The 15,793-nt window shown below is 59.5% G+C and carries 13 protein-coding genes; 3 read left to right on the forward strand and 10 right to left on the reverse strand.

The features are described from left to right. Window positions 1-302: 302 nt before the first annotated feature. The gene (locus tag U5J94_RS14905; protein ID WP_322566411.1) at window positions 303-3,521 is read right to left on the reverse strand and encodes an EAL domain-containing protein; all 3,219 of its coding nucleotides are present in this window, start codon (window positions 3,519-3,521) and stop codon (window positions 303-305) included. A gap of 278 nt (window positions 3,522-3,799) precedes the next feature. On the opposite strand from U5J94_RS14905, the gene U5J94_RS14910 reads away from it, so the two are divergent. Then, the gene (locus tag U5J94_RS14910) at window positions 3,800-4,564 is read left to right on the forward strand and encodes a hypothetical protein (RefSeq protein WP_322566412.1); all 765 of its coding nucleotides are present in this window, start codon (window positions 3,800-3,802) and stop codon (window positions 4,562-4,564) included. Between the two features lie 183 nt (window positions 4,565-4,747). Here U5J94_RS14910 and U5J94_RS14915 read toward each other — a convergent pair whose 3' ends face one another. Genes U5J94_RS14915 through cbiB form a run of 3 tightly spaced genes read right to left on the reverse strand, consistent with a single transcriptional unit; the run spans window position 4,748 to window position 7,609 of the window. Next, a complete protein-coding gene (locus U5J94_RS14915; RefSeq protein WP_322566413.1) occupies window positions 4,748-5,650 on the reverse strand; it encodes a cobalamin-binding protein in 903 nt (300 codons plus the stop codon). After that, window positions 5,647-6,690, reverse strand: coding sequence for a threonine-phosphate decarboxylase CobD (gene cobD / locus U5J94_RS14920; RefSeq protein WP_322566414.1), 1,044 nt, complete (start codon window positions 6,688-6,690; stop codon window positions 5,647-5,649). Before cobD ends, U5J94_RS14915 begins: the two co-directional genes overlap by 4 nt. Beyond that, window positions 6,671-7,609 carry an adenosylcobinamide-phosphate synthase CbiB gene (gene cbiB, locus U5J94_RS14925; RefSeq protein WP_322566415.1) on the reverse strand — a complete coding sequence of 313 codons (939 nt, stop codon included), beginning with the start codon at window positions 7,607-7,609 and terminating at the stop codon, window positions 6,671-6,673. Before cbiB ends, cobD begins: the two co-directional genes overlap by 20 nt. Before the next feature lie 95 nt (window positions 7,610-7,704). Here cbiB and U5J94_RS14930 point away from each other — a divergent pair, with 95 nt between their 5' ends. Next, window positions 7,705-9,150, forward strand: a complete 1,446-nt coding sequence (locus U5J94_RS14930) for a cobyric acid synthase (RefSeq protein ID WP_416224238.1) — start codon at window positions 7,705-7,707, stop codon at window positions 9,148-9,150. A 381-nt stretch (window positions 9,151-9,531) separates the two neighbouring features. Here U5J94_RS14930 and U5J94_RS14935 read toward each other — a convergent pair whose 3' ends face one another. From U5J94_RS14935 to ampD, 6 genes are all read right to left on the reverse strand, one after another. Next, entirely contained in the window at window positions 9,532-10,296 is a 765-nt protein-coding gene (locus U5J94_RS14935) for an adenosylcobinamide-GDP ribazoletransferase (RefSeq protein ID WP_322566417.1), read from the reverse strand. Next, a complete protein-coding gene (locus U5J94_RS14940; protein ID WP_322566418.1) occupies window positions 10,293-10,910 on the reverse strand; it encodes an alpha-ribazole phosphatase family protein in 618 nt (205 codons plus the stop codon). Before U5J94_RS14940 ends, U5J94_RS14935 begins: the two co-directional genes overlap by 4 nt. A 248-nt stretch (window positions 10,911-11,158) precedes the next feature. After that, window positions 11,159-12,223, reverse strand: coding sequence for a nicotinate-nucleotide--dimethylbenzimidazole phosphoribosyltransferase (gene cobT / locus U5J94_RS14945; protein WP_322566419.1), 1,065 nt, complete (start codon window positions 12,221-12,223; stop codon window positions 11,159-11,161). A gap of 3 nt (window positions 12,224-12,226) precedes the next feature. Next, window positions 12,227-12,739 (reverse strand): bifunctional adenosylcobinamide kinase/adenosylcobinamide-phosphate guanylyltransferase, encoded by a 513-nt coding sequence (cobU, locus tag U5J94_RS14950; RefSeq protein ID WP_322566420.1) that lies wholly within the window; start codon window positions 12,737-12,739, stop codon window positions 12,227-12,229. Window positions 12,740-12,754: 15 nt separating this feature from the next. Continuing rightward, window positions 12,755-13,624: a regulatory signaling modulator protein AmpE gene (gene ampE / locus U5J94_RS14955; RefSeq protein ID WP_322566421.1), complete on the reverse strand. Its 870-nt coding sequence runs from the start codon at window positions 13,622-13,624 to the stop codon at window positions 12,755-12,757. Between the two features lie 62 nt (window positions 13,625-13,686). Then, window positions 13,687-14,232: a 1,6-anhydro-N-acetylmuramyl-L-alanine amidase AmpD gene (ampD, locus tag U5J94_RS14960; RefSeq protein WP_322566422.1), complete on the reverse strand. Its 546-nt coding sequence runs from the start codon at window positions 14,230-14,232 to the stop codon at window positions 13,687-13,689. A gap of 177 nt (window positions 14,233-14,409) precedes the next feature. On the opposite strand from ampD, the gene U5J94_RS14965 reads away from it, so the two are divergent. Next, window positions 14,410-15,762: an alanine/glycine:cation symporter family protein gene (locus tag U5J94_RS14965; protein WP_416224239.1), complete on the forward strand. Its 1,353-nt coding sequence runs from the start codon at window positions 14,410-14,412 to the stop codon at window positions 15,760-15,762. Window positions 15,763-15,793: the final 31 nt, after the last annotated feature.

The following is a 15,793-nucleotide window of genomic DNA, read 5'->3' on the forward strand; positions in this document are numbered from 1 at the left end:
GGTTTTATTATTCAATACATATCAACACTTTTATCGTGCCATATGATTTTTTGATGTAGCAATAGAACTGGTCTAAATCCAGTTAGCATACCAAAATCTGTGCCATCACAACCCGGCGGGCGTTGAGGCCGCCTTGATAATGATCAAGTCATTCCGGGGCAATGTCGAATACAGGGGAGTTCACAAATCAGCCAGTGCGGTCCTTTATTCATTCAACGACCGGATCGAAAGATTACCGCAGCACCGCACGCGTACTGTCACTGCACCTTCTATACTTGCGTAATATGAGTAAATAACCCGAATCAGCTCAGCCACTTCTCGAAGTCTCTCACCGGCATCGGCCGGTCGAAGAGATAACCCTGATAGACATCACACTGGTATTTTTCCAGATAGGCCCTCTGCTCTTCGGTTTCGACCCCTTCGGCGACAACCTGAAGTCCCAGCGAGTGGCCCATGGCGATAATCGCGCGAACGATTGCCGAGTCATGCATGGAATGCGCGATATCCCGCACAAAGGAGTTATCAATCTTGATCTGCTCAATCGGCAGGCGTTTGAGATAAGACAATGATGAATACCCGGTACCAAAATCATCCATCGAGGTGCCGATGCCGAGTTTTTTCAATTCCTGCAAGCGTTCAATAACGTAGTTGATATCATCCAGCACGACCGTCTCGGTCAACTCCAGCTTCAGGCTGCTCGGATTAACTTCGGTATTCTGAACAATTTCCTGCAGGCGATGTACAAAATCATGTTGATGAAATTGCCGGGCACTGATATTGACCGCCAGGTTGAACGACCTGTTTGGGGTTTGTTGTTGCCAGGCACGCAATTGCCGGCAAGCGGTCTCGATCACCCAGTAACCAATCGGCACGATCAGGCCGGTATCCTCGGCCAGGGGTATAAAGTCCGCCGGTGAGACCATGGAGCCACTGTCTTGCGGTACCCAGCGCAACAGGGCTTCGGCGCCCAGCAACTCGCCGTTGTGGTTGACCTGTGGCTGGTAGTAGAGCAGAAACTCTTCCTGCTCCAGCGCCTTGGACAAGGCCGTTTCCAGTCTGGCGCGCTGTTCCACCTTGTCCTGCATCTCCGGATTGAAGAAGCGAACGGCATTACGTCCTGCCGCCTTGGCTTCGTACAATGCCACATCTGACTGCTTGAGGAGCTCCTCCACACTGGTATCACGCCCGAGAAACAGAACCACGCCGATACTGGGTGTGATGCGATAGTCCTTCACTTCATCAAGATGGTAGGGAATGGTTAGAGCAGATTGGATTTTATCGGCCAGATCACTGGCCAGGTTAACGGCGACATCCCTCTCTGAATTCAGGCCTTCTAGCAAAATCACAAATTCATCCCCACCGAAGCGGGCCACTGTGTCTGCTTCGCGCACCTGCTCTTTGAGTCTTTTCCCCACCTCGATCAATAACTGATCTCCTGCATGATGTCCCCGTGTATCATTCAATACCTTGAAGTGGTCCATATCCAGCATCAAAATCGCACCATATTGTTTGCTGCGTTCACCGGTCAACCTCGCATGCTCGATACGATCGATGAACAGCCGCCGGTTGGCCAGCCGGGTCAGCGGATCATAAAACGCCAGTTGATGGATATGTTGCTCGGCCGCCTTACGCTCAGTAATATCGGAAAACGAACCGATGTAGTGGGTGACCTGGCCCTGATTATTTTTCACAACACTGATGGTCAGCCACTCTGGGTAGATATCCCCGCCCTTTTTTCGATTCCAGATTTCGCCTTCCCAGTAACCTTGCTCATTGATCTCTTGCCACATCTGCTGGTAAAAAGCCTTGCTGTGCTGGCCCGATTTCAGAAAGGTCGGAACCCTGCCGATCACCTCGTCGGCCTCGTAACCTGTGATGCGGGTAAACGCCCGATTAACCCGCTCAATAATCTGTTCCCGATTGGTAATCATAATACCGTTTTCCACTTCGAATGCGACAGCGGCAATGCGTAATTGTTCTTGAGTCGCCCGCTGCTCGGTTACATCCCGGATCAATGCCACATAACCCAGCAGTTCGTCGTTCTCGTTACGCAAGGCGGTTCCAATGGTCTCGCCGATAAATATCTCGCCGTTCTTGCGTCGGTAACGGGCCTCGTAGCGGTCCTCATGTGTATTGGCGTCCCGGTTATATCTCAACTGCCCTTGTCGAATATACTCTTCGGCACTCTCGTAAAGAGCCTCGCTCTGCTTGCCCTGAATATCATCCAGCCTGTAACCGAATATCTCGATAACCCTGGAATTGATCCACCGGATATTTCGTTGCGGATCGGCCATGACAATGGCATCGCCAATACCCTCGGCGATAGCATGAAAGCGGGCCTCGCTGGCGGCCAGCTCAAGAGTCCGTTGATAGTTCTCCATCCCAAAGCCGATATCCTCGGCCATCTCTTCCAACAGATGGATCTCTTTGTTCTGAAAAAAGCCGGGTTCACTGGCATAGATATTCAATACACCAAATATCATGCCGTTGCGTCGCAGGGGAAATGCGGCCGAGGCGCAAATATTGAATTGCGCCGCCTGTTCGTGCCAGGGCCGGGTCATTTCGTTCTGCGCAAAATCGTTGATGATCCGACGTTCCCCTGTTCGATAAGCCTGCGCGGTCGGCCCGCGACCTTCCGGTTGTTCGGGATCGATGGCGATATGGAGACCTTCCAGATAGCCCGTCTGTCCACTGGCCGCGCTCACTTCAATACTCTCTTCCCGTTGATTCGGCAAGCCGACCCAGGCGAGGCTGAAACCGCCGTGCTCGACGGCGATGTCACAGATCCGCTGAAACAGTTCCTGCTGTTCCGATATCCGGACAATCGCCTGATTGGTCTCGCTGAGCGTCGCATAGAGACGGCTCATACGCTGGATCTCCGCCTCGGACTGTTTACGCCGGGTAATATCGATATGGGTACCCAGCATCAACAACGGTTTGCCCTCCGGCGTGCGCGTAAGCAGTCGGCCACGATCCTGCACCCAGACCCAGTGACCCTGTTTGTGACGCATACGGCATTCGCATTCGTAATAGTCCAGTTCACCGTTAAAATGGCGTTGTAACAGCTCATTGGCCTTGCGCAGATCATCGGGATGAGTATGTTCCGACCAGGTGTCGATGGAGACGGGCGCCAGCTCGTCGAGGGTATAGCCGATCATCTCGGCCCAGCGTTCGTTGAACACCGTCCGGCCGCTGGGCACATGCCACTCCCAGGTACCGGCGCGGGTACCTTCGAGGATGCCGGCCAGCCGCCGGCGCTCTTCGCTGAGTGCCTCGGCGGCACGGTGGGTGCGATAGTTCTCGCGCACACACAACAGGAAAACCAACAGGGTCGACAGCCCGATGAAAATCAGGCCCTTGGCACTTTGCAGGGTGCTCAGCGCATCGGCATCTACCGCCACCAGCGACACGAACCAGTCGCTGAGCAGTATCCAGGCAATGCCGAACAGCCCGTAATAGGCGGCGATACGGGCGGCCGAGATGCGAACGCTGGGAATATTGAGCAGTGTCTTGTTATTCAAACCCGATCGCCGACTGTCCTGTCCAAAGATAAGGTAGCCATCACCGTGCGGTGATTCCCGATACTGGCAAATATATCCTCCGCCTGCCAGACAGAAATACAATACAAGCAGCGGTTCACTCTATATAGCGGCATTCCCTGTTGTCCTTTTGAGCTATCCTGCCCGGCAACCTGACCGAAAAACGGCTATGCTGGCCAAAGGTCCCGGCGACTCGTACAATTTCAGTCTATCCGTCTCATGACCCAAAATAAACCAAGCCAAATCAAGGAATCTGCTTCATGAATGATCCTGTCATAGTCGTCGGCATCGGCGAGATGGGCGGCGTATTCACCCGCGGCCTGTTGCGTCTTGGCCACCCGGTTTTCCCGGTCACCCGCCACTCGGACATGGACAGGATCGCCGCCGCGGTGCCCGATCCCCGGCTGGTGCTGGTGTCGGTCGGCGAGGACGATCTGCACCCCACGCTCAAGGGCCTGCCAGATGCCTGGAAAAATCATCTCGGCCTGCTGCAGAACGAACTGCTGCCGGGTGACTGGAAGCAGCACGACATCGCCAACCCGACCGTCATTTCGGTCTGGTTCGAGAAGAAAAAGGGTCAGGACTACAAGGTACTGATTCCCTCCCCCACTTACGGCCCCCAGGCGCCGCTGCTGGAAAACGCCCTGGCGACGCTCGAGATTCCGACCTGGGAAGTCGCCACGCCCGAAGCGATAGAGTTCGAGCTGGTGCGCAAGAATGTCTATATCCTGACCACCAACATTGCCGGCATGGTGGTCGGCGGCGACGTGGAGCAACTGTGGGATCAACATCGGGATCTGGCCCGCCAGGTGGCCGATGAAGTGATGGACATCCAGGCCTGGCTGGTCGGGCATCATCTGGAACGGGACAAACTGATCGAGGGCATGGTCGAAGCGATCGAAGGCGATCTGCGCCACCAGTGCACCGGCCGCAGCGCCCCGAAACGGCTGGCCCGTGCCCTGGCTTACGCCGACGAGGCCGATCTCAAGGTGCCCAAACTGCGGGAGATACAGAACAGTTGCTAGTCTCCAGGCTCCTAGGTGTAGGTGTAGGTGTAGGTCAGGTTGCGCGCAGCGCTACCTGACATTCTCCGTATCGGCAGGGATGTCACGCAGGCTAACGCCAGCGTGACCGACAGAATTCGTTATTTAGATTCTGACGAGAAAGGATTTGTTCCGAGCTTCCCGGGCGTCTGGAGCAAAAGCACCCTAGTTCTTTGCGGGGGAAGAAGTATCGTGGTCTGTGCGGACCTGCTCCAATTGCCGGCACAGGGTCTCGGCCCCCTGCAGGATGCGCACGGTGTGGCGTTGCAGATGATCGGGCTGGATCATAAAGAGGTGATCCTGCGCCACCGCCGGAATCGATTTCCAGCGCTGCCAGCGTTCGATCCATTCGGCATGTTGCTCGCCCATACCGCCGATCACGATAGCCTGCGGCGCTCTTGCGATCACCGCTTCTTCTGAAATTTGCGGCGTCAGACTGACCGTCTCGCCGAAGACATTATGCCCGCCGCACAAACGGATCACATCGCCGATCAGGTGTTCATCATTAACCGTCATCAACGGCCGATCCCATATCTGGTAAAAGACTTTGACCGGTTGCCGGTCGCTGAAACGCTGCAAATATTCGAGGCGATTCTTGAACTCGACGATCACCGTCTCGGCTTGTTGTTGATTACCGGTCAATACCGCCAGGCGCCGCAGGGTATCGGGGATATCGGTCAGGCGGCGGGGTTCATTGATGAACAACGGCAGATCGAAACGCCGGAGCTTTTCCAGGTCGGCCGGATTATTGCCGCTTTGCCAGCCGACCACCAGATCCGGCTCAAGGGTTACAATGCGTTCCAGATCCAGCGCGTTATACCCGCCGACTCGTGGAATCGATTCGGCGGCCTCGGGATAATCACTGTAATTGACCGCTCCCACCACGCGCTCGCCGGCGCCGATGCTGAACAGCAACTCGGTAATGTGCGGCGCCAGGCTGACGATGCGCCGGGCCGGCTGATCCAGCTGGACCTTCTGCCCGGTATAATCAGTGACGCTGAAGGTCCCGGCGCTCGCCAGCCCGGCGAACAGACAGAGCCAGCCTGTTGCGATCCAACGATATTTCATGCCTGCACCGCCTGGTTGCGTTTCGATGGATGAATCTGTGCCAGCGCGATCCCGAGTCGCTGCCAGTCGGCCTCCTCGCCCGGCAGCCCCAGGCGCAAACCGGGACCGCCGGCGGCCGGGTCAAAATAGCGGCTCCAGATCCCTGCATGGGCCAGCTGCTCGTGCAGCGCGCGTGCCGTCGATGTCGGCAACCAGGCAAACAGCGGCGAATGACCGCCGACCGGCAAACCGTATTCACTGAGCAAGTGCACCAGTCGTTCGCTGGCCCGGGGCAGTTGCTCGCGCATCCGCTGCTGCCAGGCGTCATCCGCCAGCGCCGCCTGCATGATGAAGCGGGCCGGGCCGGCTACGGCCCAGGGGCCAAGCCGCTCGGACAGTGCCGCGAGCAGCCCGGTCTCGCCCAGCACGAAGCCCCCGCGCAGCCCGGGCAGGCCGAAGAACTTGCCGATGGAGCGCAACACGATCAGCCCCGGCCGAGCGCTGTGGGCGGCCAGACTCAGTTCGGGCGTCGCATCGATAAAGGCCTCGTCCACCACCAGCCAGCCCCCGCGGGCCTGCAGGCGCCGGTGCCAGTCGAGCAGTTGTGCGGGCGCAAAGCGGTGGCCGGTGGGGTTGTTGGGATTGACCACCACCAGCACATCCAGCGTATCGAGTTGCGAATCGAGGCTGTCCTCGAGGGTATCTCCGTGGGTATTCAGGCGCAGTGGCACCAGCGTATGGCCACCCTGCTGCCAGCGCCAGGCGTGTTCGTTGTAGCTCGGGGAGAGCACCCCGACGCGGCCGGGGGCGCGCAGGCCCGGCAACAGCTGGATGGCCTGCTGCGAGCCGGCCACCGGCAGCAGCGCGGGCGCACCGTAATAATCGCGGGCGATGTCGATCAGACCGTCGTCCTGCTGGGGCAGCTGCTGCCAGACACGCGGCGGCAGCGACGGCACCGGATACGCCCCGGGATTGATCCCGGTCGACAGATCCAGCCACGCGTCCGGTGCCCGCCCGTAACGGCGTGCCGCTTCCAGCAGATTACCCCCATGTTGTGGCAAACAGACCTCCTGCGATCGCGATGATCACCAGCCATAAAATCAGCGTGTATTGTACGAGACGCACCGCCCGGGTGATATCACCCACCCGGGCAGGGGGGCCGGCACCCAGCGGCGGCCGCTCGCGCAGCGCGCCATGATAATTGACCGGGCCCCCCAGCGTCCGGTTCAGCGCCCCGGCGCCGCTGGCCATCACCACGCCGGGATTGATGCCTTCCCAGTGCGGCGCCTGGGTCCGCCAGCAGCGCAGGGCCTGGCGAGTGTGGCCCAGCAGGGCATAGCTCAGGGCAGTCAGCCGCGCCGGCAGCCAGTTCAGACCATCGTCCAGACGCGCCGCCAGGGTGCCGAAATCCCGGTAGCGGTCGTTACGATAACCCCACATCGCATCCAGGGTATTGGCCAGCCGGAAGAGCACCACCCCCGGCGCGCCGAGCAGCAGGAACCAGAACAGGGTGGCGAATACCGCGTCGTTGCCGTTCTCCAGCACCGATTCCACCGTGGCGGCGCTGATCTGCGAGGCATCCAGCACCCCGGTATCCCGACTGACCAGCATCGCCACGGCGTGGCGCGCCCCGTCCAGATCCGCCTGCTCCAGCTTGCGGGCGACCCGCCGCGCATGTTGCGCCAGCGAGCGGCCGCCCAGGGCCAGATAAAGCAACAGCAACTCGAGCACGGCCCCGCCCCACAGCGGCAGAACCATCACCAGCCAGGCGGTCAGCCCCACCGGCGGCGCCACCAGCAACAGCCAACCGAGCAGGCCGCGCCAGCGCCGCCGCGCGGCACTCACCGAAGGTGGCCCGTAAACCCGGGCTTCCAGCCAGAGAACCAGGCGACCAAACCCGGCCAGCGGATGATAACGCCGGGGATCGCCCAGCCACTGGTCCAGCACCACGGCCGCCAGCACGATCGCGACGCTCAGCATCGGGTTTGTGACCCGGCAGGGGGGCATTCTGTATTAAAATAGCGGATTCGTTTCACTGGATACCGGATGTTATTTTGAGAACCTCTCGCGCCCTGATGATCCAGGGCACCACCTCCGATGCCGGCAAAAGCATCATGGTCACCGGCCTGTGCCGGCTGTTTGCCAATCGTGGCCAGCGCGTCGCGCCGTTCAAGCCACAGAATATGGCGCTCAACAGCGCGGTCTCCACGGACGGCGGCGAGATCGGCCGGGCCCAGGCGGTGCAGGCGCAGGCCGCGCGGCTGGCCCCGCACACGGACATGAACCCGGTGCTGATCAAACCCGCCAGCGACACCGGGGCGCAGATCATCATTCAGGGCCGGGCGCTGGGAAACATGGACGCGGTAGAATACCACCAATACAAACAGACCGCGAAAACCGCGGTGCTGGACTCCTGGCAGCGGCTGGCGAACCAGTATGAGCTGTTATTCGTCGAGGGCGCCGGCAGCCCCGCCGAAATCAATCTGCGCGAACACGATATCGCCAACATGGGCTTCGCCGAGGCGGTGGACTGCCCGGTGGTGCTGGTCGCCGACATCGATCGCGGCGGCGTCTTCGCCCAGCTGGTCGGCACCGTGCAACTGCTTGCTCCCTCGGAGCGCAAACGGATCAAGGGCTTTATCATCAACCGCTTTCGCGGCGACGTCAGCCTGCTGCAACCGGGCCTCGACTGGCTGGAACGAGAGACCGGCATCCCGGTACTGGGGGTGATTCCCTATCTGATGAATCTGCAGATCGACGCCGAGGACAGCCTCAACCTTGAACAGCAGTGTGACACTGACCGGCCTTTTGAGGTCATCGTCCCGCTGCTGCCGCGGATCAGCAACCATACCGACTTCAATCCCCTGCGCGTGGATCCGCGTATCAACTTTCACTATATCAGCCCCCACGATCCGATCCCGCCGGCGGATCTGATCCTCCTGCCCGGCAGCAAGAACGTGCGCGCCGATCGCCAGTGGCTGACCGAGCACGGCTGGGACGCCGCCATCGCCCGGCATCTGCGTTACGGCGGCAAGCTGATCGGCATCTGCGGCGGTTTTCAGATGCTGGGCGAGCAGCTGCACGATCCGCAGGGAGTGGAAGGGCCGCCCGGTTCGACAACCGGACTCGGTTATCTGCCCATGGAAACCACCCTGGAACCGGTCAAACAACTGCACAACGTGCAGGGTCGCCTGACCATTGCCGGTGTCCCGGTCAGCGGTTATGAAATTCACATGGGCCACACGCAAGGTCCCGCCTGCGCGTCCCCGGCCGTGATCCTCGACGATCGCCACGACGGGGCGATATCGAGCGATAACAATGTCATGGGAACATATCTGCATGGCCTATTCGACGAACCCCGGGCCTGCCAGGCCCTGCTGGAATGGGCCGGACTTGCCCGGCAATCGGAACCACAACCGGACTATCAACAACTGCAGGAAGCCGCCATCGACCGACTGGCCACTACACTCGAACAGCACCTGGACATAGCCAAACTAAAAAACATTATAGGCCTGGAGTAGCATTAGCTTTTTTCGCGTGCGCCGATCCTGCAGACAGGAACAATCTACTCCCTCTCCCTCAGGGAGAGGGTGGGGGTGAGGGGATATCAATCAGGCTCTGGCGTATCCTTTCAAGGACATCCCGGGTATTTACCAAAACGTCATGATTCCAAAATCGTGCATGTGCCTTGAATTTTGATCCCCTCACCCTGTCCCTCTCCCGGAGGGAGAGGGGACCTTTCTTCCCTGATTTTGTCATTTTTCATCCATGTTGGTGTAATGAAAAAAATAAACTAAATATCAAACCCCCATCCAATTATTACACTCTGCCAACTGATGACTGCCAACTGCCAACTCATCTCAGAACTCAGAACTCAGAACTCAGAACTCAGAACTCAGAACTCAGAACTCAGAACTCAGAACTATTAGACACAGCAACACCGCTTCGGTAATTTCGATCAGGGCCCCGGCGGTATCGCCGGTGGTGCCACCGAGCCGCTGTTGCATGATCGCGCGCAACACGATAAAGACCACGACCATCCCGACGATCAACAACCAGCCCGTCTCGATCAACACGGTCACGGCCACAGCGATTAACAATAGCCACAGCCACGCTGTCTTGCGCGGCAGGTGTTCGGTGGCAGCCGAGCCCATGCCGCCGGAGCGAACATAGGGCGTGGTCAGAAACAGCAACATCACCTGCAAGCGTGCCAGCACCGGAATGACCAGCAACTGCGGGCAGAATGCCCAGGTCATTTCGCCGAGCGCGGCGAATTTGAGCAGCAGAACCACGACGATCGCCGTTACCCCGGCCGGTCCGGCGTAAGGGTCTTTCATGATCGCCAGGGTCCGTTCGCGATCGCCGAACCCGCCCAGCCAGGCATCGGCGCTGTCGGCCAGTCCGTCCAGATGCAGGGCACCGGTGATGCCCACCCAGCACAACACCAGTAACCCGGCCAGCAGCAAAGACGCCTCGCTGTTTGCAACAACCTGTAGCAACCACCACACCAGTAGCAACAGGCCCCCGATCAACAATCCCACCACGGGATAGAACAACACCGACCAGCCGGCGATCGCCGCCTGATTGGCAGTAGCATAACGGGGCAGACGCAGGGGAATACGCGTCAGCAATTGCAGTGCGGTGATCAGGGCCTGCAGCGCGCTCATTTGAGCTGGCCGCCGTGGAAGATCAGCCGGGGCAGTTGTTGACCCTCGTGGGATTCGATCTCGATACGGGTAATCCCGGCCAGGTCCACGCGCAAACGAAACATGCTCGACAACGGCATATTCAGCACATGGCGCAGGATCATTCGAATCATCCCGGCATGCCCGACCACCAGCAGATGTTCGCCGGCATGTTGTTGCAACAGGTCTTCCCACGCACCGATCACCCGCTGCTCGAACTCGTGCAGGGTCTCGGCGCCGGGTGGCGTATTGTTAAGCGGATCGGACCAGAAACGAAACAACCGCTGTTGATCCTCGGCCATCAACTCTTCTGCGCTACGCCCTTCCCATTCGCCGAAGCCGATCTCCATCAGACGCGGTTCCGGCCGCAGCGGCAGGCTATGACGTTCGGCCAGCTCCCGTGCAAAGTCATGGCATCGGCATAAACTGGAAGTCACAATGCGATCCCAGGGGCAGTGATCGGCCACCGCTTCGCGCATCTGCCGCCAACCCAGTTCGCTTAACGGATCATCGATCTGCCCGCGATAGCGCTTGCCGCCCACCGGTTCGCCGTGGCGCAGCAGGTCAACCGTCGTTACTACAGATTTTTCAGCCATAATCAAGTTCGTTTTTTTACCACAGAGGACGCCAGGGTCTGGCTATAAATGTTGAATTCTGAATTTTGAATTTTGAATTTTTGTACCCGGGGACGTGAACACATCCAGTAGCTCTCATACCTGGGAGATATCAAGCCAATGATCTCCGCCGCAAATTGATATTAATTCAGCATTCAAAATTCAAAATTCAAAATTATTTTCTGCCTCTGCGTTAATTTCCAGAATATCTTAAAGAAGAGGTATGACAGTCAATCATCCCCCGCCTCTTTGTTTGAGACCGCCGCCTCTTCGAATGTGGCCATGCCGTTATGCAACGCGCAGGCATGGCGCAGCAGTGACAGGGCCACGGCCGCCCCGCTGCCCTCGCCCAGGCGCATGCCGAGATCGAGCAGCGGCACGGCTCCCAGCGCATCCAGGATCGCCCGGTGACCCGGCTCGGCGGAGCGGTGGCTGTAGATAAACCATTGACTGCAGCCGGGTAACAATCGTTCAGCGATCAGCGCCGCGACGCTGCAGATAAACCCGTCCACCAGCACCGGCAGGCCACGCTGGGCGGCATGCATAAACGCCCCGCTCAGAGCCGCGATCTCAAAGCCGCCGAAACAGCAAAGCATCTGCTGCACATCATCGGGATCGAGCGCGTGCCAGGCGATCGCCGCGTCGATCACCTCGGCCTTGTGTCGCACACCGGCATCATCCAGTCCGGTGCCGGGTCCGACCAGTTCCCGGGCCGGTTGCTGCAACAATACACACCCCAGTGCCGCGGCCGAGGTGGTGTTGGCGATGCCCATCTCACCACCGATATAGATCTGGCTTCCGTCTTCCAGTGCGCGTTGTACCGAATCGCGGCCCGCCTTCAGCGCCTGCTCTCCCTGTTGGGGTGTCATGGCCGGTTGCCGGCTGAAGTCGGCCGTGCCTTCGCTAATGCGCTGGTCGACCACCCCCGGCAGTTTACCCGGATCGTGCGCGGTACCGACATTGACCACTTCCAGGCGGGCATGCTGTTGCGCCGCCAGGACGCTGATCGCGGCACCGCCACGGGTAAAGTTGCGCACCATCTCGGTGGTGACGATTTGCGGAAAGGCGGATACGCCCTGATGGGCGACGCCGTGATCGGCGGCAAATACCGCGATCCAGCTGTGTTCGATCACCGGTGTCGGGTTCGCCTGCAGGCCGGCCAGTTGAATGGCCAGTGACTCCAGTCGACCGAGTGACCCCGGTGGCTTGGTCAATTGGCCCTGCCGCTGTTGCGCGGCGTGCCGAGCACTTACATCGATCGTGTGGACAGGCTGCTGCAGCCAGGGTGAGGTCATGACTTATCCTTTGAGTATTTGCGGCAATCCGGCCGTGATCAGGGTCACCCGATCACACACCCGGGCAAGGCGCTGATGCAGGCGGCCGGTTTCATCGGCAAAGCGACGCGACAGCGGATCGGCGGGAATGATGCCCTGCCCCACTTCGTTACTGACAAACAACAGATCGGCCTGCAACGACGGCAGGCAGGCCAGCAGTTTGTTCTGTTCCTGTTCCAGCCGTTGCGGATCGCTGTCGAGTAACAGGTTGGTCAGCCACAGGGTCAGACAGTCGATCAGTATAATTGCCCTGGGATCATCCCTTTTCTGCAAGGCATCGCCCAGCGCCAGCGGTTCTTCAATGACCTGCCAAGCGGCGGGTCGATCCTGTTGATGGCGACGAATGCGTTCGGCCATCTCGGCATCGCCGGCGGTGGCCGTTGCGATCAGGATGACCGGTTTGCCGCTGTCCTGCGCCAATTGCTGGGCATAGCGACTTTTACCGGAGCGGACACCGCCAAGGATCAATTGCTGCATGAGTTGGAACGAAAATCAGAAAGTAAGACCCATCAGGGTCAGCAGCGCGAGCAGTGCCACCCAGACCACCAGCGACCGCTTGACCAGCGCCAGGGCATGTTGAGCCGGGGCAATATTGATCGCGGCTTCATCGTCGGACTCGGTATATTCACCCTGTATCGCCCCGTTACCGCTGACGATCAAGAAGGTGTCGCTGTCCTGTTCCCAGAGGTCTTTGGGGCTCTGCCAGCGGCTGAGGGTGTCGACAAAATTACCCGCCAGGGCGTAACACACTACGGTGAGCCGGGCAGGAATCCAGGCGAGTATCCGGTACAGATCGCGGGCGGCATTGCGATATTCGTCGGTGACCGGGGCTTGCTGGCGCACCTGACAACTTAATCGAAACAACACCGCGCCGATCGGGCCGAGAATCAAAAACCAGAACAACACACCGAACATGCGGGTGTTGGCTTCCACCAGAATCCGATCGCGTACCTGCTGTACCAGTTCAGCGGGTGATTCGGCGGTGATTTCTGCCTCGTCGCCGAGCTGGCGGGCACCGAGTGCCGCCGCTTCGGGATCGTCGCGCTCCAGGGCGTCCAGTACCGGCTGAACATCCTCTTCCAGATCGCGCGGACCGAGTGTGAAAATCAGTACCACCAGCCCGAATAAAAAGGCCAGCAACCCGGTCAGGGCGCCCAGCGCCGCCAGCACGATCCAGACCGCCAGCGCCACCAGCCCGATCAGCAGGATGACCCCCACCGGCCCGTCGCGCAGCGGCTGGCCCTCGAGTTTCTGATAGAGGGTTTCGTGGTAACGATCGAACCAGTCGTAACGGCGCAGATCGGACACCGGCTTGTAGAAGAACTCCACCGCCAGTGCCAGCAATATACTTATCAGATTCATGATGCCAAGTGTCTATATAAAAGGTGTAAATATCAAGCCTTGTTCCCCATTTCCGGGGGTGATCAGAGCCCGGCCAGCAGCCGACCCCAGTCAAAAACCGGCCCCGGATCAGTCTTGCGCCCCGGCGCAATATGACAATGGCCCACAATCCGCTCACGGGTAATCGCCGGATAGGCCTGTTGCAACAGGCGGGTGACTTCTTGCAGGCGTTGATACTGAATCGGCTCGTAAGGCAGTTCATCACTGCCTTCGAGCTCGATGCCGATGGAAAAGTCGTTGCAGTTGGTCCGTCCGCCAAACTCCGAGTCACCGGCGTGCCAGGCCCGCTCGCCAAATGGCACATACTGCACTACCTCGCCGTCGCGGCGAATCAATAAATGGGAAGAGACCTGCAAACCGCAAATCTCCCGAAAATAGGGATGCCGGTCGGGATCCAGACAATTGGTGAAGAACCGGTCGATGTCGACCCCGCCGAACTGATCCGGCGGCAGACTGATACCGTGGATCACCAGCAGGGAAATATCCGCCGGATCGGGGCGCGCGTTGTAATTGGGGGAGGGGCACTGTCGTGCGCCCTGCAGCAGCCCGGTTTGAAGATCGATCCGCATCGGTTATTCCATCACCCTGCAACGTTCCTGTGGTAAGCCCGCTTGTGCGGTTATGACAAGCCTGAATTTTGTGTACTTCACATTACACCATCCGCCACAGACTGTTAATATCACCAACAGCACCCCGCCCTGTCCTGAATACAAAAATAACCATCACGGGAGAACCGCATGGACAACCTGTTGGCCGCATTGACCGAATGGACCGGCACGGTCTCGGATTATGCCTGGGGCATTCCCTCGATTATCCTGCTGGTCGGCACCGGACTCTATCTGACCATTCGCCTGCGCTTTGTGCAGTTGCGCGGCTTCAAGCACTCCTGGCAAATCATTCGCGGCAACTACGATAAGCCGGCCGACCCCGGCGAAGTCAGTCACTTTCAGGCGCTGTCCACGGCGCTGTCGGCCACGGTCGGTACCGGCAACATCGCCGGCGTGGCCACGGCTATCGCCTTCGGCGGGCCCGGCGCCGTGTTCTGGATGTGGATTACCGCGCTGGTGGGCATGGCGACCAAATTTGCCTCCTGCTCGCTGGCGCTCAAGTTTCGCCGTTTTCACCCCGACGGCTCGGTCTCCGGCGGGCCGATGTACACCCTGCTGTACGGACTCAATTTCAAGACTCTGGCTGTCCTGTTCGCGGCTTTTACCCTGATCGCCTCGTTCGGTATCGGCAACATGGTGCAGGCCAATTCGGTGGTAGACGGGCTGGCCTATGTCTTTCCCGGCATCATCGACTACCGGCTCGGGATCGGCGTCATCATCGCCATTCTGGTCGGCCTGGTGATCATCGGCGGCATCAAGCGTATCGCCAAGGTGACCTCCCGCATCGTCCCCTTCATGGCGGTGTTCTATTGCGGCGCGGCGCTGCTGGTGCTGTTTTTACATATCGAGCAGATTCCGGCCGCCTTTGCCACCATCTTTAACCTGGCTCTGAATCCCTGGGCCGCCGGCGGCGGGGCCATCGGTGCCGCCATCCAGTACGGCGTGGCGCGCGGGGTCTTTTCCAATGAGGCAGGGCTGGGCTCGGCACCCATGGCCCACGCCGCCGCGCGCACCAGCGAACCGGTGCGCGAGGGGCTGGTGGCCATGATGGGGCCGTTCATCGACACCATCGTCATCTGTACCATGACCGCGCTGGTCATCGTGATCATGGGCGCCTGGGGCGAGGCCCGGCCCGACGGACTGGAAGGCGCGGCCCTGTCGGCCTACGCCTTCGAACAGGGGCTGGGTCGCATCGGCGGCTGGATCGTCGGCATCGGCCTGGTGTTTTTCGCTTACTCGACCATGATCGCCTGGTCCTATTACGGCGATCGCAGTGCCGAGTTCCTGTTCGGCGAACGGGCGGTGATGCCCTATCGCGTTATATTCACCGTCCTGGTGGTGGTCGGTGCTTATGTACCGCTGCAGCTGGTGTGGAACTTTGCCGATATCGCCAATATTTTGATGGCGGCCCCGAACCTGATCAGCCTGATCCTGCTCGCCGGGCTGGCGAAAAAGCTGTCCGACGATTATTTCCGTCGCATGCCGGGCTGAACGCGCTAGAATGAAAGAATGAATTCGGCCT

It is taken from the genome of Thiohalophilus sp. (genome assembly GCF_034522235.1).
Lineage (GTDB): Bacteria > Pseudomonadota > Gammaproteobacteria > UBA6429 > Thiohalophilaceae > Thiohalophilus.

Coding starts and splice junctions, on each gene's coding strand:
- U5J94_RS14910 (WP_322566412.1), top strand. CDS start 3,800: ATGAATGATCCTGTCATAGTCGTCGGCATCGGCGAGATGGGCGGCGTA.
- U5J94_RS14915 (WP_322566413.1), bottom strand. CDS start 5,650: ATGAAATATCGTTGGATCGCAACAGGCTGGCTCTGTCTGTTCGCCGGG.
- cbiB (WP_322566415.1), bottom strand. CDS start 7,609: ATGCTGAGCGTCGCGATCGTGCTGGCGGCCGTGGTGCTGGACCAGTGG.
- U5J94_RS14930 (WP_416224238.1), top strand. CDS start 7,705: ATGATCCAGGGCACCACCTCCGATGCCGGCAAAAGCATCATGGTCACC.
- U5J94_RS14935 (WP_322566417.1), bottom strand. CDS start 10,296: ATGAGCGCGCTGCAGGCCCTGATCACCGCACTGCAATTGCTGACGCGT.
- U5J94_RS14940 (WP_322566418.1), bottom strand. CDS start 10,910: ATGGCTGAAAAATCTGTAGTAACGACGGTTGACCTGCTGCGCCACGGC.
- cobT (WP_322566419.1), bottom strand. CDS start 12,223: ATGACCTCACCCTGGCTGCAGCAGCCTGTCCACACGATCGATGTAAGT.
- cobU (WP_322566420.1), bottom strand. CDS start 12,739: ATGCAGCAATTGATCCTTGGCGGTGTCCGCTCCGGTAAAAGTCGCTAT.
- ampE (WP_322566421.1), bottom strand. CDS start 13,624: ATGAATCTGATAAGTATATTGCTGGCACTGGCGGTGGAGTTCTTCTAC.
- ampD (WP_322566422.1), bottom strand. CDS start 14,232: ATGCGGATCGATCTTCAAACCGGGCTGCTGCAGGGCGCACGACAGTGC.